Source organism: Bacillus sp. HMA207 (genome assembly GCF_003402455.1).
GTDB lineage: Bacteria > Bacillota > Bacilli > Bacillales > Bacillaceae_G > Bacillus_A > Bacillus_A cereus.
Map to the genome: position 1 here is coordinate 416,644 of NZ_BEZT01000002.1, position 24,646 is coordinate 441,289.

The following is a 24,646-nucleotide window of genomic DNA, read 5'->3' on the forward strand; positions in this document are numbered from 1 at the left end:
AACTTTATTTGTATAGATGGAATGAAGTCTTTTAATTTTTATCTTAAATAGTCAGAGCCTTACTACAATTTATGTGTAGTAAGGCTTTTTAAAGTTTTCATATTCAACAATCAAGCTGAAGTGTTGAGGGTGGATATGAGATGATTTTTTAAAGAGAATCAAACGTTTTTAAAAGCTAAATTGTGGTTTCATATCACCTTTATAAGGTTCATGTTCAACGAATATAGTTATATCGTTACCAGCTTGGTCTTTACCAGTTCTTTTATACGTAAATTTATTTTTATTTAGTTCAGTAAGTTCAAGAGCAGCACCGTATTTGTTATTTCCAATTGAAACATGGGCTCTTATTTTATTTTCGTGTACAACATCGAAGTAGCCATAATCACCGCGGCTTTGACCTGTTTCGCTATTGAAGAACTCATATTTATTAGATTTGTCATCAAATTTTGCTAGACTTATAAAATTCGAATTAAACTGTGTTACATCGTTACCAGTTTCGTCTAATACCTTTGTTCCGTGCCAAAGGGTACCGCCTAAAATTTTATCTCCATCAACGTTTTTAACAATATCTCCTGTAGTCGTGTTCAGCTGCTTGTCCGGATCAGTGAAAGAAAGTTCTTTTTCTTTATATGGAACATGTTCAACGAAAACTTCTACATCTTTACCGTTAGCGTCTTTCCCCATTCGTTTATAAGTAAATAGATTTTTATTTAGTTTTGTCATGTCAACGACAGCTTGATACTTCATTGATTCTGAAATTAATATTCTCTTTTTCCCATCATTTGTGATAAAGAAAGTTCCTTTATCGCCACGACTTGCACCTGTTTTAGCATCAAAAAATTCATATCTGCCTGACTTCGCATCATATTTTGCAAGACCGATGAAGTTTGCATTCTCTTTTGTTAAGTCATTCTTATCTTTGTCATACACTCGTGTACCTTGCCAATTTGTCTCGCTAAGAATATTAGCCATTTTTTGCCCTTTAGTTAATTTATTTTCCTTTTTTGTTTCTTTAGCAACTTGTTCTTGCTTTTGTTTCCCATGATTTTCTTCAGCTTTAGTACCAGCACACCCTGTTAATGCTAATGTGAATCCGAGCAGTATGGATGATAGTGTTTTTGTTTTTTTGTTCATGTTTTATCGTCTCCTTATTTTATGATTTTAGGTAGTACGGTTAGCGATTATAGTAGCAGTGCGTCATATACGAGCTTAGTTGCTACGTTTCTTATGTTAATACTCGACTATAAACTGCCTCTAAATAAAACATTAAAAAAAGATAAACTAATTCCTAAATTTTTTTCATACTTATAAAAAGGTTTTTTACATGGGGTGAATGTGAATTTCTTATTTTGAAACTGGCGTAATCACATTGGGGTATACACATTATGCTTACATTGCGATTTTAGATGTGATGTTATACTGTGTATAAGATTTTATGTGTGTATGTTGTGTCGTTTTTTGTCGATAAGTCGATATATTTCGAAAATCGCTGATATATTTGGAGTTGCGCCGATATATTTCGAAAATCGCCGATATATTTGGAGTTGCGCTGATATATTTGAAAAATCGCTGATATATTTTGGAGGGGGATAAAAATGATTGTGAAAGAGCGGAAAATGCCCGTATATTTGCTGCAATTAGAAGCTTTACTTAGAAGATTGCCTGCTCATCATCCAAAAAGGAATGTGGTGGTTGAAAGTCTAGCGAAATTTATGGCCGGCTATAAAGGAGAGCAGGCGATTGAGTATCCACTTAGTTTTTTACCCGAAACAGAATACAGTATTTTACATGATATTAGGTTATTTGATCAAAAACATTATTTCCAAATTGATACCCTCATAGTTTCATCTTATTTTCTTCTTTTTCTTGAAATAAAAAATATTATTGGTACATTAATTTTTGATACAAAGTTCAATCAACTTATTCGAATAGTAGATGGTAATACGGAAGAAGGATTCCCAGATCCGCTTTTACAACTGAAACGGCAAGAGATGCAACTGAGAAAATGGCTGAATCTACATGATTTACATAATATTCCGATTGAAGCCCTCGTTGTAATTAGTTCCCCTCGTACAATTATTAAAACTTCAGATGAAATACTGTCTAGTAAAATTATCCACAGTGCAAATTTACCTAATAGAATAAAACAGATTAAAAATCAATATAAAGAAAAAGTGATTGATAATATAAATGGACTTATAGGCCAGATTATGAATGAGCACATTCCGCAACGTCAAAATGTTCTTGCGCAATATAAAATTAAAAAAGAGGAATTGCTAAAGGGTGTACAGTGTGAGGAATGTTTTACAATGGCAATGTTAAAAGAAAGACAGGGATGGCGTTGTTCAAATTGCAATAGTATGTCTAAACATGCTCATTTACGTGCTGTACAAGATTACACACTTCTGTTTAGTATGATAACTACTAATAGCGAATTGAGGGAATTTCTTAATATGGAATCTAGTTCTGCGGTTAAAAGACTCCTCCAAACAATGAATATCCCCTACACTGGAAACAACAAAGGACGAATATATGATTTAACTTCTTTCCAATCGTAATTTTGCTATAATAAATAAGTACTTATACGAAGGGGAGTCTAAAGAGAAAATGAAGTCATTTAATATCGATCATGTTATAGCTAGCGTTTTGCAATGGATATTAAATATAGCTTTAATTATATTATCCATTGTGTTATCGATTTTCTTAGTGAATGAGACAATTACGTTTGTGCAGTATATTTTTTCGGCAAAAGAGTATACGTCTTATAAATTGGTTGAAAGTATCATCGTCTATTTCTTATACTTCGAGTTCATTGCATTAATTATTAAGTATTTTAAATCGAACTATCATTTCCCGTTACGTTATTTTATTTATATCGGAATTACGGCCTTAATTCGATTGATTATTGTGTCTCATGAGGAACCGATGGAGACGTTATTATACGCAGGAGCAATTCTTGTTTTAGTTATTGCTTTATACATATCGAATATGAGAGATTTGAGAAAAGAGTAGTAGTGCAGACATAAGTTTGCACTACTTTTTTACATCTTGACCTTCAAGTTGCTTGAAAGTTTACAATGAAATTAGGGCGTTTGAAATCGAAAAAAATTGAGAAATTAAGTGAAGAGGTTTCTTTTACTTGGAGGTTATAGAAATGAATCAGGAATTGAAGTTACGTCCATTAGAACGAGAAGATTTAAAGTTTGTACACGAACTGAATAATAATGCGCATATTATGTCGTATTGGTTTGAAGAGCCGTATGAGGCATTTGTGGAGCTGCAAGACTTATATGATAAACATATACATGATCAAAGCGAACGCCGATTTATCGTTGAGAAAGACAATGAAATGGTTGGATTAGTTGAGTTAGTAGAAATCGATTATATTCACCGTAGAACAGAATTCCAAATCATTATTGATCCGAATTATCAAGGATATGGTTATGCAGTGGATGCGACGCGTTTAGCGATGGATTACGCTTTTTCCGTACTAAATATGCATAAGATTTATTTAGTTGTGGATAAGGAAAATGAAAAGGCAGTACATGTTTATAAAAAAGTTGGGTTTATGGTAGAAGGTGAGCTTATCGATGAGTTTTTCGTTGATGGTAACTATCATAATGCGATAAGAATGTGTATGTTTCAGAAGCAATATTTTGAAAACAAGTAGTTGAAAGATTCGGAAGTAATGTTGACGCTTCGTAAAACCGTATGCTAAAATCCTTTTTAAGTATTAAGGAAGGTGCATAATATGCTTTATATAAAATTTGTAAAACTCATTAGAAAACTTTGCTCCGCACAAATGTATACGGTGAAGCGTTGTACGGAGCTTAATCAAGGGGGATAAATCCCCTATATTCATCGGCTGAATAACTTTTCTAAAAAAGTATAGTTTATCTATGCTTATTTCGTTATGGTTTTTCAGCTGGTGTATAAAATAGATTAAGGGGCCATAGACAATGCTTTGTCTATGGCCCTTTGTGTATATTATTCCGATGAGTCTTTACTATAAATTGGAGTAGTATAGGAAAAACCACGAAGCAGAGGGCTAGTGTCGAATGACGCTATCTCTCTGCTTTTTTTAATTTCAGGAAAAGAGGAATAAAAATGAGTTTACTTAAAGTGGAAAGTTTATCACATAGTTTTATAGATAAAGTATTATACGAAAATGCTTCTTTTGATTTGCATAAAGGGGAGCATATGGGAATTGTTGGACAGAATGGTGCAGGAAAAAGCAAATTAATGAAAATATTGGTGGGGGAAATTATTCCTGATAAGGGAGACATAAAGTGGCAACCTAATATTCAAATTGGACATCTTGATCAATACGCAGAAATTGATGAGGGTTACACCATTTCACAATATTTAAAGAGAGCCTTTTATGATTTGTATGAAATGGAAAAGAGAATGAACAAGTTATATGAAGAAAGTGCGATGACTGGAGATGAAAATCAACTATTGAAAGCGGCAGAAATTCAAGGACTGCTCGAGGCTCGTGATTTTTATTCAGTAGATAGTATTACGAATAAGGTGGCAGCCGGTTTAGGTATTGATGTGATTGGGATGAATCGTGTGATTGGTGAATTAAGCGGAGGGCAGCGTGCAAAGGTAATTTTAGCGAAGCTCTTATTAGAAGAGCCTAATATTTTATTGCTAGATGAACCGACGAATTTTCTCGATAAGGAGCATGTGGAGTGGCTTGCTAATTATTTAATGAATTTTGAAGGAGCGTTTATTGTCGTATCACATGATTTTGATTTTCTGGAAAAGGTAACTTCTTGCATATGTGATGTAGAATTTGGAACAGTAAAGAAGTATTACGGCAAATACTCAGATTTTGTAAGACAAAAGGAGCATTTGCGAAAAGATTATATTCGCCAATATTATGCACAGCAAAAGAAAATTGAAAAAACGGAAGAGTATATTCGTAGAAATATTGCTGGGGTGAATTCAAAAATAGCGCAAGGTCGTAGAAAACAATTACAGCGTATGGAAAGAATTGCGCCACCAAGTTTTACTCATAAACCGTCTATTCATTTTCAGGAACTTCCCATTTCAGTTCAGACAGTTCTTGAAGTAAATAACCTTGAAGTTGGTTACGACTTCGCTCTCTTACCAAAGTTGAATTTTTCAGTAATGGGTGGGCAAAAACTTGTTATTACAGGTTTCAATGGAGTAGGGAAATCTACTTTATTAAAAACAATCGTTGGAAATATTGCTAGTATTTCTGGAGAGTTTCACTTTTCAGAGCAAATAAAGATTGGATATTATGAGCAAGATTTAAATTGGAGCAATGATTCTTTAACGCCGCTTCAAATTATTTCAGAACAGTTTCCTAAACTGAATATGAAGGAAATACGTCATCATTTAGCTGCGTGTGGAGTGAAGGATACGCACGTTTCGCAAGAAATTCGTACGTTAAGTGGTGGTGAACAATCGAAGGTGAAACTGTGTGGATTATTACTATCACCTTGTAACTTCTTAATTTTAGATGAGCCGACAAATCATTTGGATGCAGAAGCGAAGGAAGCTTTGCAAAAGGCGTTAATTAAGTTTAAGGGCAGTATTATACTCGTATCTCACGAAGCAAGTTTTTATCTTGATTGGGCAGATAGCATCTTTCATATAGAGAAGGGATTAGTTAAGGGGGTGTGAAACATATGAGTGAAGACAATTGGAAAACGAAAATTATATTATTTTTGACCGCTCAAACTATTTCGTTGTTCGGTTCCTCTCTCGTGCAATACGCGATTATATGGTATATCACCCTTACAACATCATCAGGAGTGATGTTGACTATTTCAACTGTTTGCGGTTTTCTACCACAAATTGCGATATCTTTGTTTGCAGGTGTTTGGATTGATCGTTATGACCGTAAAAAGATGATTATGTTATCGGATGGAATTATAGCGATTGCGACGTTAGTCTTAGCAATTTTATTTTTAACAGGATATAAAAGTATTTGGTTACTTTTTATTGTGTTACTCATTCGTTCAGCTGGAACAGGAGTACAAACGCCAGCTGTGAATGCATTAATTCCGCAAATCGTTCCGAAAGAGTATCTTATGAAAGTAAATGGAATAAATAGCAGTATTACATCTTTAATTATGTTTCTTTCTCCAGCAGCAAGTGCGACGATTCTTTCTATTTCCAGCATTGAAACAACATTTTTTATTGATGTTATTACGGCTATGATGGGAATTAGTATTATGTTTATCATTCAGGTGGAAGGATATGTGAATGTAGAGAGTAAGCAAAAATCTAATCTACAAGGAATTAAAGAAGGGTTCTCTTATTTAAAAGAAAATGTATTTATTAAAAGGCTAATTGTTTTATTAATTATCGTCATGATTTTAATAAGTCCAGCTGCTTTTTTAACACCTTTAATGGTAACTCGTTCTTTCGGGGCCGAAATGTGGAGACTTACTGCTAGTGAGATGACCTTTAGTGCGGGTGCGGCAGCTGGTGGCGTATTGATTGCAGCGTGGGGTGGTTTTCGTAATCGTATGCATACAACAGCGCTAGCTTGTGCATTATATGGACTGCTTATGATTGGACTCGGAATAGCACCGATATTTATTATGTATTTAGTCTTTAATTTTTTAATTGGTATAACAATGCCGTGCTTCAATACACCAGTTACTGTGTTATTGCAGGAGAAAGTAGAACCATCAATGCACGGACGGATGTTTAGCCTTGTACAAATTGCGAATTCATGCGCGCTTCCTTTAGGAATGATAATATTTGGTCCGTTGTCGGATATGTTTAGTGTAGAGATTTTGTTAATTTATGCTGGGATATTCGTGCTATTTTGCGCAATGTATATTGTATTAAGCAAGAGGTTTGAAGTGTAAATATTTATAATTTAGAAGGTTTGCGAAGTGATTTAAGATGCTTTGCAAACCTTTTTGTTGTTTGTTTAGTCAATAATTATTTATTGTTTAACAATAAATAATTATTGACTGTTAATTCTTTTTTAGATAATATGATGGTAAGAATCTAAGGGGAATTACATAAGTAGAGGAGAATGTGAAATGAAAAATAAATACGTAGTAGCTATTTCTTTCATGATTTTAGCGATTATTTCTTTAACGATACATGCTTCAAACAGTAAAGTAGGAGCGGATGGATTTCTTGAAGAACCTTTCTTTTTCCTAGTACCGATAAGTTATATATTGTTCCTTAGTGGTATTGGTATATTGCTATTTGGATTTATTACTTCAAAGCTGAAAAAGGGCAATAGATAGGGACAAAACACTCACTATGAAATAGAAACATACCATATGGAAGAAAAAGAATAAGTGAGATGAATCATGATGAATCATTATTTTTATAATGGTAGACAAGTAGGAGCTGCTATTACGCTGGCTGGGGCACAAGGGACAATTCATGCTGTGAATCAAGCTATTCAAATGCAGCAACAAGCATATTTTGCACAAATGATGCAAAGTCAGTATATGCCGTATTCACAACTTCCGATGCAAATTGTACATTACGATGTACATCCAGCTGGTTTATTTTCCATTCCATATGGCGGGACATATTTCTTATGAAAGAAAGCGACTCAATAGAGTCGCTTTTTTTATATTCCGCCTAGCTTCATTCCAAGGAAGGCGAAGAGGATACCAATTATGTAAGTAGCACTTAAATATAAAAGGAAGATGTACGGTTTTTTAAGATTGAGAAGCTGAACAGATTCTAATTTAAGCGTAGAAAATGTAGTGAATGCGCCCATAAATCCAGTACCTAATAATAGTTGCCAGCCTGTAGTAACTCCGTTGCCGATTATATATCCAAGTAAAAATGCTCCTGTTATATTAATAAGGAATGTAGCAATTGGAAATTGTGTTTTATTTCTTTTCTTAAACCAATTGCTAATTGCAAATCGTGTAATCGCACCGAAAAATCCTCCTGTTGCGACTAATAAAGCTTCTATCATGAGTAATCACCTTCTGTAAGAGATTTCTTAATTAAGAAATCTCCAAGTGTATAGCCAAGGCCAGACATAATGAGGCCACCAAGTATGCTGCATGATACATATAAGAAGGCTATGCTCCACTCAGAATGATTGATCAATTGCACAGTTTCTACACTAAATGTTGAAAAAGTCGTAAAGGAACCGATGAATCCAGTTCCGATGCCTGTGATAACCTCTGAAGGTAAGATGTTTAGCCGAGCGATATAAGTAGTTAGCCACGCTAAGAAAAAGCAACCGATTAAGTTAATGAGTAATGTTGCCAATGGAAATGAATGATGCCAAAATGTGTTGATATTAAGACCTAAATAATAACGAGAAAGAGCTCCTAATATACCAGCAATGCCAACGATAATATAAATCAATTTTCTCACCTCTTTAAATAGCTTGCTCAAAAAAATAGACTCCTACCAGTATCCATACTGGTAGGAGTCATTAGCTAAGCAGCGTTTATGGCGAACTCCATCGCCTATGATTATTACATATAGTGTACTAAATATACCGTTTAATTTCCAGTGAGGAGGAGGGTGTAACTTTTCTTTTTTTGATGTCTGAAGGCTTTTTAAGTAATTAAAATGGGATCGATTACTTATCAACTAAATATAGTGATATACGGTTTTAATTATGATAAAATGTTTCTTATGTGTGTCGTTTTGTTTTATTTGACTGAAAATAAAGAAAAATAAATTTGCGTGAAAAGGAGTCATTTATTTGAAGAAATTTTTAAAAATCGTATTTACATGTGTTTTAGTAGTAGCGGGCATTGTAGGAGGATTTCTAGCTTATATGACACTTACTAAAGAACAGCCTGCTGATGTTATAAGCTTGAAGGTAGAGAATAATAAGGAGCGCGTATTAGCGACTGGAAATGAGTTTAAAGTTACAACATTTAATATTGGATATGCTGGGTTAGATAAGGATCAAGATTTCTTTATGGATGGTGGAAAGGGATCTGGTTCAAGTAGTAAAGAGCAAACGGAAACTAATTTAAAGAATATGCTTTCGTTTTTACAAAATGAGAATAGTGATTTTGCGCTATTACAAGAAGTTGATATAAAGTCACTTCGTTCATTTGATGTAAATGAACATGAATTTTTGAAAAAAGGATTACCTGATTATGTTTCGTCATTTGGCAAGAACTACGATACGAAATGGGTTCCAGTGCCAATAACAAATCCAATGGGATATGCGGAGGCTGGATTAAGTACGTTTTCTAAATACACTGTTCAAGAAGCGAAGAGGTTCCAGCTGCCTGGAATGGAGCCTTGGCCAAAGCGTTTGTTTGATTTAGATCGAGCAATTGTGGAATATAAAATTCCTGTTAATAATGGGAAACATGTTAGACTCGTAAATTTACATTTGTCTGCTTATGATGAAGGCGGGAAAATTAGAAAACAGCAAGTAGAGTACTTAAAAGAATATATGAACAAACATTATGAAAATGGTGATTACGTAATAATGGGCGGAGATTGGAATCAATTAGTTTCAAACGCTCAATTAAGTGATCCGAAGTTCGTGAAAGAGCGTCCTGAGTGGTTAGTAGAGTTACCGAAGGACTTTACAGACGGTGGCTTTAAGTGGGCTGTAGATCCGTCTGTTATGACTGTGAGAGATGATGTAAAGAAATATGTAGAAGGTGAAAATTTCGTCACTATTATTGATGGCTTTATCGTTTCACCGAATGTAGAGATTGTAAATGTACAAGGGAAAGATTTAAAGTTTGAAAATAGCGATCATAACCCAGTAAGTGCGGTATTTAAACTGAAGTAATTGATATGTATAAGTAGAAGGTGGGGCTTCATATGGATTGGTTAAAGAGGACTTGTTTTTCTAACCTTGAGAAAGAATCACAGAAAAATCATTTATTACTGTTTATAACGATTTGTAGTTTCTTTCTTGGGATAATCGCAATTGGGTATTATGGATATATTTTTACAGAGAGAGCCATAGCGTTTTGGATTTGTGGTATTTCTGTCGTTGCATTTGGAACGCTGTTTACTTTTATAAAAAGTATGGAATCAGCGTATAAATATATCATGACATTTATGTTGCTTACAATGTCTTACATTATGGTACAAGCTTTTAATGAAAGCCCGGCTGTATTTCAAATGGTCTATTTTACATTAGCTGTTTCACTTATTTACTTAAGTGAGCGCCTCATTTTAATTCTTGGCGGGGTAGCTGTTGTGATCACATTTATCCTTTGTAGCTATTGGCCGGAGCAATTTTTTGCTTATACAGCCTCGTCTGAAGCTGCTAATTTCGCAAGTTTGTTAGCGATTGTAACAATCGCTATGTGGGGCGTCACGAAAATCGGTTCTAATCTGCTCCTTCGTTTAAGTGATGAGAAGCAAGAAGTAATGAGAAAAGCTCAGGAGTTAGAAGAGACGCAAAGACTTATTGAAGAAACAGTTGTGAAACTAGATAGTAATTTCAATCATTTAAGACAAAATATGAACACGTCGATGGAATCGATGAGTGAAATTAATTTTGCCTTTGAAGAGGTGGCAGTTGGTACGCAATCACAATCAGAGATGATGTATCGTTCGGTAGAAGTATTGAATGATATGGAGGGAAATATTGAACAAATCATCTCTCAAGTAAGAACTGCATCGGCTCGTGTGGATGAAAGCTTAGAAATTTCAAAAGGTAGTGTACATACTCTAAGAAATTTTGAAACTAACATGAGAAGTTTAAATGATGTTGTTTCACAGTCTGGAATTATATTTAGAGATTTAATGATGCAATCGAAACAAATTAATGAAATTGTAGATGTAATAACGAATATTTCAAGTCAGACGAGTTTGCTAGCTTTAAATGCAAATATTGAAGCTGCGAGGGCAGGCGAGCATGGAAAAGGTTTTGCTATTGTAGCGAGTGAAGTGTTAAAGCTTGCTGAAGAATCAAATCGTTCTGCGGGAAGAATTCAAGGGATTTTGAAGGAGTTTAGTAATCAAGCAAGTAAGGTAGAAGTGCAAGTAGAGAAGTCAGAAAGAGTACAAGAAGAATGTAACGAGATGTTAGCAAGCGTTTTAACAAATGTAACTGATTTAGGGAAGTTTATTGATGCGATTAATGGAGTAATGCGAGAGGTTGTTGTTCATCAAGAAAGTTTCCAAGTTAAAACAACGAATATCGTAAAGGATGTTACGCATGCTTCTAACGTAATTCAGCAAACTTCTACAGCTACAGAAGAAGTGCTAGCGAGTGTGGAAGAAGAAAAACATCGAAATGATACGTCAGTGAAGACGTTACAAACTGTTAGCGAGCAAGTGAAGTTGTTAGAAGATATTTTAGAAAAGTAATATTACTTGGAAAGAGCACGAATGATGTGCTCTTTTTTCATTGAAACGAATACTTGATAGGAATTTAATTGCTTTTCTGCGCGTTTTCTGCCAAGCTTAAGGAGATAAAATTCAGCTAATAGCGGAATTAAAATACTTCAAAGAAAGAATTAAATAGGTGACGCATATGATCGAAGTTAAGACTTCTGAACTTAGTGATGGAGAATTTAATAGAGGTGTATTTGCAACTCGTGATATTAAAAAAGGTGAGTTGATACACGCAGCACCAGTTATCTCTTATCCGAATGAACAGCATGAACACATTGAGAAAACATTACTTGCTGACTACGCATTTGAGTATGGAATCAATCATACGGCAATCCTTTTAGGATACGGTATGTTATTCAATCATTCATATACACCGAATGCAACGTATGATATTGTCTTCGAGAACCATACGTTTAACTTCTATGCTTATAAGGATATAAAAGCAGGAGAAGAAATTTTAATCAATTATAATGGTGAAGTTGATAACGATGAGCTGTTATGGTTTGATAAAGAAAAAGAAGAGAACGAAAAGTAATATAAAGAGTATAGAAAGAGCGCATTCTGTGGGATGTGCTCTTTTTTTATTGATGTAAATAAAGTAAAAAGTACAAAAAAATACCACTTTCTTTTTGTGTGGTATAGTAAGATACTGAGGGATAGTGTTTTGAAAAAGTCACATATTTTACAAATTGTTGTCTTTCTGATGACATGTCAAGTTTAGTAGTCCATTTGGGTTGCTTTATTATGCAATATATATTTTAATATGAGTGGCACCTCTTATAAATTAAGAGGTTTATAGGTGTCTCGAATTGATTTTGGGTACACTGTATCCACCACTTTAGGTTCTTTCATGTACGTGGGGATATTATGGGCCCGTATAACGGGATAAAATGAATATAGAAATAGAGGAATCGTAAAATGAATATGCAAGAGGTTTATAAATATTTAAGTACGGTATTGCCTGAAGGACATGTTAAACAAGATGAAATGTTAAAGAATCATACGCATATTAAAGTTGGCGGAAAAGCAGATGTTTTTGTTGCGCCTACAAATTATGATGAAATTCAAGAAGTTATCAAATATGCGAACGAATATAATATTCCAGTTACGTTTTTAGGAAATGGATCGAATGTCATTATTAAAGATGGTGGAATTCGCGGGATTACAGTAAGTTTAATTCATATTACAGGTGTTACTGTAACAGGAACGACGATTGTAGCACAGTGTGGTGCAGCAATTATTGACGTATCACGTATTGCCTTAGACCATAACTTAACGGGTCTTGAGTTTGCTTGTGGTATTCCAGGTTCAGTTGGCGGAGCATTATATATGAATGCTGGTGCATACGGCGGTGAAATTTCGTTTGTATTAACAGAAGCTGTCGTAATGACAGGTGATGGAGAGCTACGTACTTTGACGAAAGAAGCATTTGAATTTGGATATCGTAAGAGTGTATTTGCGAACAACCATTACATTATTCTTGAAGCGAGATTTGAACTTGAAGAAGGTGTACATGAAGAAATTAAAGCAAAAATGGATGATTTAACGTTTAAACGTGAGTCAAAACAGCCTCTAGAATATCCTTCATGTGGTAGCGTATTTAAGCGCCCACCAAATAACTTTGCTGGTAAGTTAATTCAAGACTCAGGACTACAAGGTAAGCGAATTGGTGGAGTAGAAGTTTCTTTAAAACACGCTGGGTTTATGGTGAATGTTGATAACGGAACAGCACAAGATTACATCGATTTAATTCACTTCGTACAAAAGACAGTTGAAGAGAAATTTGGCGTGAAGTTGGAGCGAGAAGTAAGGATTATTGGAGAAGATAAGGAATAACAAAATACGTATGAAGATATGAATTATTTCAAAATAATATTTGGGTATTGTTGACAATTTGTTTTCAATTCAATATAATGGCTAATAATTTAACAAATAACATACGTTGAAAGAGCCCAGTAGCAGTTTGTCACTGTTAACGAGAGAGCTAGGGGTTGCTGGAACCTAGCACAAACAAACTTGCGAATTACACTCTGGAGTATCTTAGGTAATGCTAAGCGGACTAGCAATCGATATTATTGCTAAGAGTGGTATGAGTAGCTATGCTATTTATGCAAACTGGGTGGTAACACGGTGAATAATCGTCCCTATGTCTATCGTAGACATAGGGGCTTTTTGTTTTTAAAAAATAAAGGGGATGACAAAAGATGAATATTATTGATGAATTAGAATGGCGCGGCGCCGTTAATCAGCAGACTGACGAAGAAGGTTTACGTAAGCTAGTAGAAGAGAAAAAGATTTCGCTATACTGCGGAGTTGATCCGACTGGTGATAGTATGCATATTGGACATTTGATTCCGTTTATGATGATGAAGAGATTCCAATTAGCTGGTCATCATCCTGTTATTTTAATTGGCGGGGCAACAGGAACAATTGGTGATCCGAGTGGACGACAATCAGAGCGTCAACTTCAAACGTTAGAAGTGGTTCAGCATAATGTAGATGCGTTAACAGCACAAATGAAAAAGCTATTTGATTTTGGTGGAAATAGCGAAGTGAAGATGGTAAATAACTATGATTGGACACATGAAATAAATATTATTGAGTTTTTACGTGATTACGGGAAAAACTTTAGCATCAATAGCATGTTAGCGAAGGATATTGTAGCAAGCCGTTTAGATACAGGTATTTCTTTCACGGAATTCACGTACCAAATTTTGCAAGCGATGGACTTCCATCATTTATACACGAAAGAGGATGTTCAACTTCAAATTGGTGGTAGTGACCAATGGGGAAATATTACGAGTGGTTTAGATTTAATTCGTAAGTTAGAAGGTCATGAGGCGAAAGTATTCGGATTAACGATTCCGTTATTATTAAAATCGGACGGTACGAAGTTTGGTAAATCAGCAGGTGGTGCGGTTTGGCTTGATCCTGAAAAAACGACACCGTTTGAATTTTACCAGTTCTGGGTAAATACAGATGACCGTGACGTAATTAAATACTTGAAATACTTTACGTTCTTAACGAAAGAGCGTATTGATGAATTAGCAACGAAGGTAGAAGCGGAACCTCATAAACGTGAAGCGCAAAAAGTGTTAGCAGAAGAAATGACGAAATTTGTTCATGGAGAAGAGGCGTTCCTGCAAGCTGAGAAAATTACAGCAGCGTTATTTAGCGGAGATATTAAATCGTTAACAGCTGATGAAATTGAACAAGGCTTTAAAGAAATGCCAACATTCCAGTCTTCAAAAGAGAAGAAAAACATCGTAGAGTGGCTAGTCGATTTAGGAATTGAACCATCTAGACGACAAGCACGTGAAGACATTAATAATGGTGCGATTTCTATGAATGGTGAGAAAGTAACAGATGTGGGTACGGATGTTACTGTAGAAAATTCATTTGATGGAAGATTTATTATTATTCGTAAAGGGAAGAAGAACTACAGCCTTGTGAAGTTAGGCGAATAGTTTGTGTGAAAGGATGGGAGTAGGAAGAATACTTCCATCTTTTCGTATACACAATTTGGACATAAAATAATCAGTAAATTTAGATAATTAAAAGGGTTATATTATTCTTCTGACGAATAAATAAGTTAGAGAAAATTACGGATAAAAATAGCCCGAACCATGCAGGGCATGATTCGGGCTTATATTCAGATTAGTAAGCTAAGCTGAATAGACCTTTAATGTGTGATAAGTAACGAACGTTACTTGCTTCTTTCATTAATGATGCTGGTAAGCCTTTAAGTGGAGTATTGCTTGCTCCGATTGTAGCAACCGCATCTTTACGTCCTAGACTAGCAAGTGTTCCAGAGTTTACAGGTGCGAACTCTTCTAATGCTTTGCCTTCTAGTGCTGCGTATAAGTTGTATCCAATTAACTCACCCATTTGCCAAGCAATTTGTGCAGTTGGTGGGTATGGACGTCCGTCTGGAGCGAAGACAACAGCGCTGTCTCCAGCAACGAATACGTCTTTGTGAGAAGTAGATTGTAGGTATGCATCAACTGTTGCACGTCCACGGTTAACTTCAAGACCTGATTCACCGATTAATGGGTTACCTTGTACGCCGCCCGTCCAAACGAATGTGTTAGCAACAAGTTTTTGACCGTCTTTTAAGTCGATTTCGTTGCCAGCAACGTTTGTTACAGGAAGACCAGTTAAGAATGTAACGCCGCGCGCTTCTAGGCTAGTAGTTGCACGTTCGATTAAGTGGTCTGGTAATACTGGAAGGATTTTTGGACCTGCTTCAACAAGAAGAAGTTTCACTTCTTTTGGATTTACGCCGTGGCTTTTTGCAAGTTTAGGCATAATGTCAGCAAGCTCACCAACTAGCTCAACGCCAGTTAATCCGCCACCACCGATTACGATTGTAGCATCAGCTTCGTTTTTCGTTTTCGCGTATTCACGAATACGGTCTTCAACATGTTTGTAGATTTTGTTTGCATCAGCAGCAGATTTTAATACCATGCTGTTTTCTTCTAGTCCTGGAATACCGAAGTAAGCAGTTTTACTTCCTAAAGCAACTACAAGTGCATCGTAAGATAAAGTAGTGCCACCAGCTAGTTTGATTTCTTTGCTATCAACTGAGAATGACTCAACTGTTGCGATTTTAAGATCGATGTCTTTACCTTTGAAAAGCTTTGTAAGTGGCATTGCAACTGCTTGCTCAGACACGTTACCAGCTGCAAGGCGGTGTAGTTCAGTGATGATTTGGTGTGTTGGGTATTGGTTAATCACTGTAACTTGTGCTTCTGATTTGCTGTAATATTTACGTACGTTTAAAGCGGCAAGAAGACCGCCATAACCAGCGCCTAAGATGACAATTTGTTTTGACATAGTATGATATCCCCCGTCTTTACTAATTGTTGTTATAAGTTAAATTATTTATTGTTACGTTCTGCACTAATTTGAAGATATGCGTTCACAAAGCGGAACATTTTTTGTGCTTGTGGATCTTTTAGTAATTTTAACAGACCGAATAGGCCGATAACTTCGTTGCTTTCTTCAGCACGATCTTTCGCTTCGATTGCAGTTGCAGCCATGCTTTTCACTGTATCTTTTACAGGTTCTACAAGCTCTGTAATTGCACCAACAGTGTCGCTTTTTAATACTTCATCAGTAGCAACAGTTTGAGCGAAGTCATAAGACTTAGTTAAAATGTTAACAAGCTCAGTTAATTTTGGAAGCTGTTCTACTAGTGTTGTTAATGATTCTTGTACCTCAGGTTTTAACAACTGATCAAGTACATCAAGTTGTCCTTGGCTAGCAGAAATTTGTACAGTTTCTTGTTCTGGCTTTGTTTGAGTCATAGTTTCTGGCATCTCCAATTCTCCTTTACGATAGCAATACTCTTATTTTTTATAAGTAAGATAGTAAACGTTTACGAAACTTTATACAAAGTTTCACAAAACACAATAAAATGCCTTTAAATTTATGACAGCAAGTAAGCTGCAAACATAAATCTAAAACCATAACGTCTTACTTATTATTTATGAACTGTCCGATACATGGCTTGTCCGCATAATGGAAAAGCTCCGTTACCGGAAAGTGTATATAATATATATCCTATATTATATACTATATACACCTATGTTAACATAAAAATGATTCCTAATTATTTGATATTGAGTGTATAACGTAGTGCTGACAAGGTATGAAAGCGTATAAAATATTTTGTTCCAGTTAGAAATGTATATACATATAAAGAAAAAAAGGAAAAAATGAACAAATTCATGTTCGTTTTTTCCTTTTTCCTATTATTCACCTTCTACAATTAGCATCGATGTGTTACCGCTTTTTTCAAGATGGCATTCGCCCCAAGTACAAAGAGAATCAAGAATGGACTCTAAAGACCAACCGTATTCTGTAAGTGAATATTCTACTTTTGGTGGTACTTGATTGTATACCTTTCTTTGAATAACCCCATCGTCTTCTAATTCACGTAATTGCTGAGTTAACATTTTTTGTGTAATCCCAGGCATTAAACGTTTTAGTTCACTCGTTCTTTTTGTGCCTTTCGTTAGATGACAAAGGATAACAACCTTCCATTTTCCACCGATAACCTCTAAAGTCGCTTCAACGGGAATATTGTATTTCTTCATATAAAAATCTCCTTTGATGAATGTAGATTTAAGTTCTCCAACAAAAGAAGCTAAATAATTAAATGTTACTAAAAAGTGCCTATAGCACTTTAAAGTACGTACTTTTTATCATGTTGAATATGTTCCATAATAGCATACGTAAGAGGGAAATGAGTAGTACGGTACTAAAAAGTGCCTATGTTACTTTTAGGTACCTATCGTACTTTTAAGTGCGTTCTTCAAAAAAAGAGTAAAGCCATTCATAATAGCGTATATCAACAGTAAAGTTATTTTTGTAGAAGATAAAAAGGCCTTTTTATCATACTATTATGATTGGATTTCTCGCATTAAGGAGGAGTTCAATTGAATTCATATACAGTATCTTCTTCGGTTATGCAGACGAATCGGAGAAGTATGTTTGCTTTATTAGCACTAGCAATTAGTGCGTTTGGAATTGGTACAACTGAATTTATTAGTGTCGGCTTATTACCATCTATCTCAGAGGATTTACATGTTTCTGTTACAACAGCGGGGTTAACTGTTTCTTTATATGCATTAGGAGTAGCGTTTGGTGCTCCAGTATTAACGTCATTAACAGCTAGTATGTCGCGAAAGACGTTATTAATGTGGATTATGATTATTTTCATTATTGGTAATGGAATTGCGGCGGTAGCAACAAGTTTTACTGTGTTACTTATTGCGAGGGTTGTATCTGCATTTGCGCATGGTGTTTTTATGTCAATTGGATCTACAATTGCGGCTGCGCTTGTACCTGAGAATAAACGTGCAAGTGCAATAGCATTTATGTTTACTGGTTTAACTGTTGCGACTATTACAGGTGTACCAATTGGAACATTTATCGGTCAACAATTTGGCTGGAGGGCCTCGTTTATTGTTATTGTGGCCATTGGAATCGTTGCTTTAATCGCCAATAGTATGCTAATTCCTTCTAATTTAAAAAAAGGTACGTCTGTATCATTTCGCGATCAATTTAAGCTGATTACGAATGGAAGACTGTTACTTGTATTTATTATTACTGCATTAGGATACGGGGGAACGTTCGTAACATTTACGTATTTATCTCCGTTATTACAAGAAGTAACAGGATTTAAAGCAAGTACCGTTACAATTATTTTGTTAGTATACGGAATTGCAATTGCGATTGGGAATATGGTCGGGGGAAAATTATCAAATCATAATCCGATTCGAGCGTTATTTTACATGTTCTTTATTCAAGCGATTGTATTATTTGTTTTAACATTTACAGCGCCATTTAAAGTCGCTGGATTCATCACAATTATTTTCATGGGACTATTCGCATTTATGAATGTTCCAGGGCTACAAGTGTATGTTGTTATATTAGCTGAGAGGTTTGTACCTAGCGCTGTTGATGTAGCATCGGCGATTAACATTGCAGCATTTAACGCAGGAATTGCTCTTGGTGCTTACTTGGGCGGTATTGTAACGAACTCGTTAGGATTAATTCATACGGCTTGGGTAGGTGGAATTATGGTAGTAGGTGCTGTTGTTTTAACTGCGTGGAGTATGACATTAGAAAAAAGAGATCAAGTAAAATAAAAGGAGAGAAAATAAAATGAAAAACTTACAAAGTAAAACAGTATTAAATAATGGTGTAGAAATGCCTTGGTTCGGTTTAGGTGTATTTAAAGTAGAGGATGGACCAGAACTTGTAGAAGCAGTGAAATCGGCGATTAAAGCAGGATACCGCAGCATTGATACAGCTGCAATTTACGGAAATGAAAAAGCTGTAGGTGAAGGAATTCGCGCGGGTATAAAAGAAGCAGGCATTTCTCGTGAAGATTTATTCATTACTTCAAAAGTGTGGAATTCGGATCAAGGATATGAAACGACACTTGCTGCATATGAAGAAAGCTTAAAAAAATTAGAGCTGGATTATTTAGATTTATACCTTGTTCATTGGCCTGTAGAAGGGAAATATAAAGATACGTGGAGAGCGTTAGAAACACTTTATAAAGAAAAACGCGTACGTGCAATTGGGGTAAGTAATTTCCAAATTCATCACTTACAAGATGTAATGAAAGATGCAGAAATTAAACCAATGATTAACCAAGTAGAATACCACCCTCGTTTAACACAAAAAGAATTACAAGCTTTCTGTAAAGAACAAGGTATTCAAATGGAAGCATGGTCACCATTAATGCAAGGTCAATTATTAGATAATGAAAAATTACAAGAAATTGCTGAGAAACACGGTAAAACAACAGCGCAAGTTATTTTACGTTGGGATCTTCAAAATGGAGTAATCACTATTCCAAAATCAACGAAAGAACACCGCATTATTGCAAATGCCGATATATTTAATTTCGAATTAACGAAAGAAGATATGGAAAAAATCGATGCGTTAAATCAAAATCACCGTGTTGGTCCAGATCCTGATAACTTCGATTTCTAAGATTAAAGTAAGAAAGAAGAGTGCGTAAAAGCACTCTTTTTTTGTGCATAAAAATAGTTTCTAAATAAATACTACTTAGTATTAAGTTTGTGATAAGGGGCTGTAAACATGAATATAAAGCAATCGTTCAAGATTTTAGCTATGTTTTTAAGTGTTTTATTTGTGTTATTCCCGCTTCAAAAAGCATTTGCAGAAGTTATGGACCATACAAAGTATGAAATGAATTGGAGTTATAGTAAGTCAAAGAAGAAACCAATTCGAACAGAGCTTATTAAAACCGCAGATGGCAAAATTGCTTTTTGCTTAAATGTAGATTTGAAATCTCCAAGCGGTCAAGATTTACCGGAAATGGGGAAAGTGGATATTAACGTATACCGTGTACTATTGAATGGATATCCACAAAAGAGTCCACAAGAATTAGGTGTTTCTGATTGGAGAGAAGCACATTACGCAACGCAGCTTGCAGTGTGGAATGCGTTAAAACAAATCGATATTAATGATTTAGATTTCCGCAATAAAAATGTAGAGAAAGTAACGAAAGACATCGTTGCAAAAGCAAGCGCTAGTGAAGAGTTACAAGAAATTACGATGAGTGTAACTCCTACAGAAGAACAAGAAGCAGTATTAAAAAATGATTTCTTTGAAACAGGTTTATATACAGTAGAAACAAATGCAAAAAGCGGAACGTATAAAGTGCAAGCAACAGGTGCACCAGCGGGCGTGAAATTTGCAAATGAAAAAGGCGAAACAAAAACAGAATTTAATGTAGGAGAAAAGTTCCGCATTTTAATTCCGAAACAAACACCAGCTGGTGGATTTAGCTTTAAAGTATCAGGAAATTTAACGAAATTACAAGGGATTGCGCATAAAGGTACACCGACTATTCAAAATGCAGTAGTATTACTTGAGCGTAGTGAAGAAAAAACAAGTCCAGAGTTAGCGGTAAGTTGGAAAAAGGCTGAGGCTCCAAATAAACCAAATAAGCCATATACTCCAAATGAACCGCATAAACCGAATCAAAAGAGATAATGAAAAAGCATTGGCGTATGCCAATGCTTTTTCATATGAATTCTTTAAAGGTATATCAAGATAATAATTAATCGAGTGAAACACTATTTTAACGTTTTAAAAAGTATTTAAAAATAATAAAATGTGACAAAATCTAAACGTTACAATAAATAGATTTTATTCACGAAATTGTAACATTATTCTAATTAGAGAGGCTATCAAACAAAGTGTAAAGCGTGTAAAATTCATTTGGAAAAACTACCTATAGATGGTCATATATGAAGAAAATGTAAGTTTTTATTGTTATTTTTATTTTTAGATGTATAGATGACAATACTGAAAAATATCTTTTACTATTCTCTTTTTTATGTAGCAAGAGAACTCATCACAAATAGAGAGAAGTGAGGAGGGCATATTACATAAAAATTTTACAATGTAAGAAAGCGAATGCATGGAGAGAAATGCGGTAGTAATAGATACAGGTGCGCGAGGTGTTAGTCCATTCATCAAATGTTTTTATAGAAATAATAGGATTACTTATTAGATGAATATATAGGGTAGTTTATCTAAATAAAGGAACAGGGGACACAGATTATGTCGAAGAAAAAGACGAGTAGGGTATTAGTAGCTGGAATATGTATATCTACATTATTATCGCCAGTAGCTTTCGAAGCATCGAAAGGATATGCAGCACCTTTGGAAGAAAATAAAGGTGGGAAATTAGAAGAGGTAAAAGAGAATAAGTTTGAGCAGAGAGTATTTCAGTTGCCGGGGAAAGGTAGCGTAGAAGAAGAAAATAATCGTTTAAGAGTTACTTGGAAACTTTCCGCTAATGAACCGACTGGAATTTATGCAGAGCCAAATGAAGAGATTACAATTGACATAAAAGGAACGCAGTCTATCCAAGCTTTTATTGGAACGAGATCTTATGATGAAAAGGACCCAGAGGAGTTTGATTTAAAACCAGGGAAAAATGTTATTTCATCTTCAAGAGGCGGTATTTTATATTTTTATAATATGAATAACAAAGGAGAAGTAACAGCTTCCGTTACAAATGGTGGTAGTCACTTTCCTTTATTTATTTTAGGTAAGCATACAAAAAAAGATTGGGATGAAATGTTAAAAAAATATAAGGATCCTTATGCAGTTGAATTAAAAGGTGAGAGAAGCTTAATTACTACTACTTACGATTCTGTGCAGAAATATATGAAGAATACGGATCCAACAGATTTAATGAAATTGCATGATAAGATTATCCGTTTAGAAAACGCAGTGGCAGGATTATCTGAGGACAGTGTTGGGGTTGCAAAATCTCCAACTCATTATGTTCAGTTTGTTGAAAAACGGAAGCCTGCTAAAGGGGACTTTATGTTTGCAAAACATTATCATACAGGATATATTCCAACTGCAATGAATAGAGTTTTAGATATAGAGGTACTTGAGAAGGATGGATGGGGACCGTGGCATGAAGTTGGTCATTTACATCAGCAAGAACCGTGGAAGTGGTCTAAAGTAAGGGAAGTAACAGTAAATATTTACTCATTAGCTGTTCAAAAGGCGTTAGGGAATCAATTAGAAATGGATGAGCACTATAAAAACTCATTTGAGTATTTAGAGAAGCCTAAAGCAGAAAGATTCATTGATGACATTAATCCTCTTACAATGTTTTGGCAATTAAATGTAGTGTATGGAGAACATTTTTATCCTAGGTTACATCAAGCTTATCGTTTGTTACCTCAGAGTGAAATGCCTCATTCTGATGAAGAGAAAAAGCAGCTATTTATTTATATGACATCGCAAGTGGCAGGGCAAAATTTAATTCCTTTCTTTGAGGAATGGGGATTAACACCAAATGATGATATTAGAGAGAAAATAGAAAAATCAAAATTACCTAAATTAGAAAAGGAAATCTGGAAAGCTACAGATAGTAATGATATTCGTGAGAAGCAAGTTGAACCGTATAAGGTTCCATATGGTGAACCTGCTAATGAAGTACAAAATCTTTTAGTTGGTACAGATTCTGACGAGAATGAAGCAAGTAAACTTGTTCGAAATTTAGGTGAGAATGTAAAAGTAACAGGAAAGATTGTATGGCCTAAACTAGAGAATGGTAAACAGGAAGTGTTAGTAGAAATTGGGGATGAGAAAGGAAATAAAAATTCAATTCCTGTCCAAGTTAACGGATTTTATGATGACAGTATAGTTTTTCAAGGACTTTCAGATGATGTAATGTCGACAGTGACACTTCACCACAATAAGAAGAAATTAAATGTAAACTTTACTAATAATGAAATACATTACCGTTTTGAAAAAGAAGAATATATGGGCTTAACGCTATATGATCGAAATGGGATTGAAAAGAAACGCGTATCTGCAGAAGGACAAGAAACGGGAAAAAGATTTGCGATGGAACTAAATGAATTGGATTTTGAATATGGTGATGTAGTAAAAGTATTCCATGCAGAACCGGATCGTCTGAAGTGGTACCAAAATAATACACTTGTAGATCAAGGGAAGGCTAAAAATAAAAAAGAGAAATTATTCCAAATCACTGAGCAAGGGTTCGAATTAAAAGATAGTTTACAAGAAGTGACGGCGAAACCGCAAAAAGTAGTAGTCGGAATGGATGTAGACAAACTAGATCCGAAAGAATTTGTACAAGTAAAAAATGGAGAAGTGGTTGGTTTTGCAGAAAAACCAAATACATCAAAAATCGGAGAACAAAAAGTAAAAGTAGAAACGAAAGATCGATTTGGAAATAAGAAAGTGACAGAAGTTCCTCTAACAGTAACATATGGAGATAGCCTACTTGTATATGGGCTAAGCTATAGAGATGGTGACTTAAAATCAATTGTAACTTTGCATCATGATACGAAAAAACTGAGTGCGACAGATACAAAGAACCTAATTCATGATTACTTTAAAGATGAAAAGTATTTTGAATTCACATTGTACGATAAAGAAGGAAGAGTGAAGAAAAATATAGCAGTAAAAGGTTTAGAGAATACGCAAGAATTTGCTAAGGAAGTAAATGGAATTGCATTTGAGTATGGAGATGTAGTGAAAGTATATCATGCGGAATCTTCTCGTTTACATTGGTATCAAAAAGATGTATATGTGGGCGAAGGAAAAAGTAAAGAGATAAAGGAATTAGTCTTCAAAATAACTGAAAATGGATTTGAAAGATTAGACGGTGAGCAAACAGTAAAAGCAAATCCGCAGCAAGTAGTAATCGGAACAAATAGCGAAACGCTAGACGTGAAGAACTTTGTTGAAGTACAGGGTGGAGAAGTAGTAGATTTTGTAGGGAAAATAGATATGACAAAAATTGGTCAGCAAACAGTGAAAGTAGAAACGAAAGATCGTTTTGGAAATAAGAAAGTGACGGAAGTTCCTGTAGAAGTGACATATGGGGATAGTCTAGTCTATCAAGGTGTGTCCGATGTTACACGTTCAATTATTACGTTAAACCACGCTGAAAAGAAATTACATGCAACATTTACAAATGATGAGATTCATTATCGCTTTGTAAATGAACAGTATATAGGCCTTACGATTTATGATCAAAATGGAACTGAGAAAAAGCATGTAACCGCAGAAGGACAAGAAACTTCGCAGAATTTTGCAGAACAAGTAAATGGTATGGCGTTCGAGTATGGTGACGTATTGAAAGTGTATCATGCCGAGTCAGATCGTTTAAGTTGGTATAAAAAGAGTGAGTTAGTTGGAAAAGGAGATAAGAAAAAGTTTAAAGAAATTTCCTTTAAGATTACTCCAAATGGTTTAGAGCAAGTGCAATAATAAGAAAAAGCTCGTA

Annotated in this window: 22 protein-coding genes, 1 riboswitch and 1 other annotated feature; of the genes, 16 read left to right on the forward strand and 6 right to left on the reverse strand. The window is 34.9% G+C overall.

The window, feature by feature from the left end; all coding sequences use genetic code 11:
* Nucleotides 1-168 precede the first annotated feature (168 nt).
* A complete protein-coding gene (locus HMAS_RS22600; protein ID WP_025709813.1) occupies nt 169-1,134 on the reverse strand; it encodes a DUF4822 domain-containing protein in 966 nt (321 codons plus the stop codon).
* A 461-nt stretch (nt 1,135-1,595) separates the two neighbouring features.
* Here HMAS_RS22600 and HMAS_RS22605 point away from each other — a divergent pair, with 461 nt between their 5' ends.
* The 7 genes from HMAS_RS22605 (at nt 1,596) to HMAS_RS22635 (ending at nt 7,553) form a co-directional block, all read left to right on the forward strand.
* Nucleotides 1,596-2,558: a nuclease-related domain-containing protein gene (locus HMAS_RS22605; RefSeq protein ID WP_044584973.1), complete on the forward strand. Its 963-nt coding sequence runs from the start codon at nt 1,596-1,598 to the stop codon at nt 2,556-2,558.
* 49 nt (nt 2,559-2,607) lie between these two features.
* Nucleotides 2,608-3,012 (forward strand): phosphate-starvation-inducible protein PsiE, encoded by a 405-nt coding sequence (psiE, locus tag HMAS_RS22610; RefSeq protein ID WP_000834708.1) that lies wholly within the window; start codon nt 2,608-2,610, stop codon nt 3,010-3,012.
* Nucleotides 3,013-3,154: 142 nt separating this feature from the next.
* The gene (gene speG, locus HMAS_RS22615) at nt 3,155-3,670 is read left to right on the forward strand and encodes a spermidine N1-acetyltransferase (RefSeq protein WP_001071092.1); all 516 of its coding nucleotides are present in this window, start codon (nt 3,155-3,157) and stop codon (nt 3,668-3,670) included.
* Between the two features lie 437 nt (nt 3,671-4,107).
* The gene (locus tag HMAS_RS22620) at nt 4,108-5,655 is read left to right on the forward strand and encodes an ABC-F family ATP-binding cassette domain-containing protein (protein ID WP_116345045.1); all 1,548 of its coding nucleotides are present in this window, start codon (nt 4,108-4,110) and stop codon (nt 5,653-5,655) included.
* A gap of 5 nt (nt 5,656-5,660) precedes the next feature.
* Complete coding sequence (locus tag HMAS_RS22625) at nt 5,661-6,854, forward strand: MFS transporter (protein WP_116345046.1); 1,194 nt, start codon at nt 5,661-5,663, stop codon at nt 6,852-6,854.
* Between the two features lie 180 nt (nt 6,855-7,034).
* Nucleotides 7,035-7,247, forward strand: a complete 213-nt coding sequence (locus HMAS_RS22630; RefSeq protein ID WP_000792610.1) for a DUF3955 domain-containing protein — start codon at nt 7,035-7,037, stop codon at nt 7,245-7,247.
* Between the two features lie 66 nt (nt 7,248-7,313).
* The gene (locus HMAS_RS22635) at nt 7,314-7,553 is read left to right on the forward strand and encodes a DUF3947 family protein (protein WP_000980956.1); all 240 of its coding nucleotides are present in this window, start codon (nt 7,314-7,316) and stop codon (nt 7,551-7,553) included.
* 29 nt (nt 7,554-7,582) lie between these two features.
* On the opposite strand, the gene crcB (HMAS_RS22640) is transcribed toward HMAS_RS22635, so the two are convergent.
* Together crcB (HMAS_RS22640) and crcB (HMAS_RS22645) are read right to left on the reverse strand one after the other, a co-directional pair.
* Complete coding sequence (crcB, locus tag HMAS_RS22640) at nt 7,583-7,939, reverse strand: fluoride efflux transporter CrcB (protein ID WP_000568583.1); 357 nt, start codon at nt 7,937-7,939, stop codon at nt 7,583-7,585.
* Nucleotides 7,936-8,340: a fluoride efflux transporter CrcB gene (gene crcB, locus HMAS_RS22645; protein WP_000639312.1), complete on the reverse strand. Its 405-nt coding sequence runs from the start codon at nt 8,338-8,340 to the stop codon at nt 7,936-7,938. The genes crcB (HMAS_RS22640) and crcB (HMAS_RS22645) overlap by 4 nt, the downstream gene beginning before the upstream one ends.
* Nucleotides 8,341-8,394: 54 nt before the next feature.
* A riboswitch (Fluoride riboswitch) is annotated at nt 8,395-8,454 on the reverse strand.
* A gap of 232 nt (nt 8,455-8,686) precedes the next feature.
* Between crcB (HMAS_RS22645) and HMAS_RS22650 the strand changes: the two genes are divergently transcribed.
* The 5 genes from HMAS_RS22650 to tyrS all read left to right on the forward strand — a co-directional run bounded on the left by HMAS_RS22650 (nt 8,687) and on the right by tyrS (nt 14,774).
* The gene (locus HMAS_RS22650) at nt 8,687-9,745 is read left to right on the forward strand and encodes an endonuclease/exonuclease/phosphatase family protein (protein ID WP_000714051.1); all 1,059 of its coding nucleotides are present in this window, start codon (nt 8,687-8,689) and stop codon (nt 9,743-9,745) included.
* Nucleotides 9,746-9,777: 32 nt separating this feature from the next.
* On the forward strand, nt 9,778-11,280 hold the full coding sequence (locus HMAS_RS22655; RefSeq protein WP_000383891.1) for a DUF4077 domain-containing protein: 1,503 nt from the start codon (nt 9,778-9,780) through the stop codon (nt 11,278-11,280).
* Between the two features lie 166 nt (nt 11,281-11,446).
* Nucleotides 11,447-11,842, forward strand: a complete 396-nt coding sequence (locus HMAS_RS22660) for an SET domain-containing protein (protein ID WP_000573649.1) — start codon at nt 11,447-11,449, stop codon at nt 11,840-11,842.
* A gap of 383 nt (nt 11,843-12,225) precedes the next feature.
* On the forward strand, nt 12,226-13,143 hold the full coding sequence (gene murB / locus HMAS_RS22665) for a UDP-N-acetylmuramate dehydrogenase (protein ID WP_001057102.1): 918 nt from the start codon (nt 12,226-12,228) through the stop codon (nt 13,141-13,143).
* A 97-nt stretch (nt 13,144-13,240) separates the two neighbouring features.
* Nucleotides 13,241-13,456 (forward strand) — a binding site (T-box leader).
* Between the two features lie 55 nt (nt 13,457-13,511).
* Complete coding sequence (gene tyrS / locus HMAS_RS22670) at nt 13,512-14,774, forward strand: tyrosine--tRNA ligase (protein WP_025709822.1); 1,263 nt, start codon at nt 13,512-13,514, stop codon at nt 14,772-14,774.
* A 190-nt stretch (nt 14,775-14,964) separates the two neighbouring features.
* On the opposite strand, the gene HMAS_RS22675 is transcribed toward tyrS, so the two are convergent.
* The 3 genes from HMAS_RS22675 to HMAS_RS22685 form a co-directional block, all read right to left on the reverse strand.
* A complete protein-coding gene (locus tag HMAS_RS22675; protein WP_000043203.1) occupies nt 14,965-16,143 on the reverse strand; it encodes an NAD(P)/FAD-dependent oxidoreductase in 1,179 nt (392 codons plus the stop codon).
* 44 nt (nt 16,144-16,187) lie between these two features.
* On the reverse strand, nt 16,188-16,628 hold the full coding sequence (locus tag HMAS_RS22680) for a DUF1641 domain-containing protein (RefSeq protein ID WP_001115311.1): 441 nt from the start codon (nt 16,626-16,628) through the stop codon (nt 16,188-16,190).
* Nucleotides 16,629-17,063: 435 nt separating this feature from the next.
* Nucleotides 17,064-17,408 carry a winged helix-turn-helix transcriptional regulator gene (locus HMAS_RS22685; protein ID WP_000760475.1) on the reverse strand — a complete coding sequence of 115 codons (345 nt, stop codon included), beginning with the start codon at nt 17,406-17,408 and terminating at the stop codon, nt 17,064-17,066.
* A gap of 372 nt (nt 17,409-17,780) precedes the next feature.
* Between HMAS_RS22685 and HMAS_RS22690 the strand changes: the two genes are divergently transcribed.
* The 4 genes from HMAS_RS22690 to HMAS_RS22705 all read left to right on the forward strand — a co-directional run bounded on the left by HMAS_RS22690 (nt 17,781) and on the right by HMAS_RS22705 (nt 24,630).
* Nucleotides 17,781-18,965 carry an MFS transporter gene (locus HMAS_RS22690; RefSeq protein ID WP_162840098.1) on the forward strand — a complete coding sequence of 395 codons (1,185 nt, stop codon included), beginning with the start codon at nt 17,781-17,783 and terminating at the stop codon, nt 18,963-18,965.
* Nucleotides 18,966-18,981: 16 nt separating this feature from the next.
* On the forward strand, nt 18,982-19,821 hold the full coding sequence (locus HMAS_RS22695; protein WP_000793548.1) for an aldo/keto reductase: 840 nt from the start codon (nt 18,982-18,984) through the stop codon (nt 19,819-19,821).
* 108 nt (nt 19,822-19,929) lie between these two features.
* Nucleotides 19,930-20,850: a thioester domain-containing protein gene (locus HMAS_RS22700; RefSeq protein ID WP_001022514.1), complete on the forward strand. Its 921-nt coding sequence runs from the start codon at nt 19,930-19,932 to the stop codon at nt 20,848-20,850.
* A 573-nt stretch (nt 20,851-21,423) separates the two neighbouring features.
* Nucleotides 21,424-24,630, forward strand: a complete 3,207-nt coding sequence (locus tag HMAS_RS22705) for a putative mucin/carbohydrate-binding domain-containing protein (RefSeq protein WP_061113530.1) — start codon at nt 21,424-21,426, stop codon at nt 24,628-24,630.
* Nucleotides 24,631-24,646 lie beyond the last annotated feature (16 nt).

Coding starts and splice junctions, on each gene's coding strand:
- HMAS_RS22600 (WP_025709813.1), bottom strand. CDS start 1,134: ATGAACAAAAAAACAAAAACACTATCATCCATACTGCTCGGATTCACA.
- HMAS_RS22605 (WP_044584973.1), top strand. CDS start 1,596: ATGATTGTGAAAGAGCGGAAAATGCCCGTATATTTGCTGCAATTAGAA.
- psiE (WP_000834708.1), top strand. CDS start 2,608: ATGAAGTCATTTAATATCGATCATGTTATAGCTAGCGTTTTGCAATGG.
- speG (WP_001071092.1), top strand. CDS start 3,155: ATGAATCAGGAATTGAAGTTACGTCCATTAGAACGAGAAGATTTAAAG.
- HMAS_RS22620 (WP_116345045.1), top strand. CDS start 4,108: ATGAGTTTACTTAAAGTGGAAAGTTTATCACATAGTTTTATAGATAAA.
- HMAS_RS22625 (WP_116345046.1), top strand. CDS start 5,661: ATGAGTGAAGACAATTGGAAAACGAAAATTATATTATTTTTGACCGCT.
- HMAS_RS22630 (WP_000792610.1), top strand. CDS start 7,035: ATGAAAAATAAATACGTAGTAGCTATTTCTTTCATGATTTTAGCGATT.
- HMAS_RS22635 (WP_000980956.1), top strand. CDS start 7,314: ATGATGAATCATTATTTTTATAATGGTAGACAAGTAGGAGCTGCTATT.
- crcB (WP_000568583.1), bottom strand. CDS start 7,939: ATGATAGAAGCTTTATTAGTCGCAACAGGAGGATTTTTCGGTGCGATT.
- HMAS_RS22655 (WP_000383891.1), top strand. CDS start 9,778: ATGGATTGGTTAAAGAGGACTTGTTTTTCTAACCTTGAGAAAGAATCA.
- HMAS_RS22660 (WP_000573649.1), top strand. CDS start 11,447: ATGATCGAAGTTAAGACTTCTGAACTTAGTGATGGAGAATTTAATAGA.
- murB (WP_001057102.1), top strand. CDS start 12,226: ATGAATATGCAAGAGGTTTATAAATATTTAAGTACGGTATTGCCTGAA.
- tyrS (WP_025709822.1), top strand. CDS start 13,512: ATGAATATTATTGATGAATTAGAATGGCGCGGCGCCGTTAATCAGCAG.
- HMAS_RS22675 (WP_000043203.1), bottom strand. CDS start 16,143: ATGTCAAAACAAATTGTCATCTTAGGCGCTGGTTATGGCGGTCTTCTT.
- HMAS_RS22680 (WP_001115311.1), bottom strand. CDS start 16,628: ATGCCAGAAACTATGACTCAAACAAAGCCAGAACAAGAAACTGTACAA.
- HMAS_RS22685 (WP_000760475.1), bottom strand. CDS start 17,408: ATGAAGAAATACAATATTCCCGTTGAAGCGACTTTAGAGGTTATCGGT.
- HMAS_RS22690 (WP_162840098.1), top strand. CDS start 17,781: ATGCAGACGAATCGGAGAAGTATGTTTGCTTTATTAGCACTAGCAATT.
- HMAS_RS22695 (WP_000793548.1), top strand. CDS start 18,982: ATGAAAAACTTACAAAGTAAAACAGTATTAAATAATGGTGTAGAAATG.
- HMAS_RS22700 (WP_001022514.1), top strand. CDS start 19,930: ATGAATATAAAGCAATCGTTCAAGATTTTAGCTATGTTTTTAAGTGTT.
- HMAS_RS22705 (WP_061113530.1), top strand. CDS start 21,424: ATGTCGAAGAAAAAGACGAGTAGGGTATTAGTAGCTGGAATATGTATA.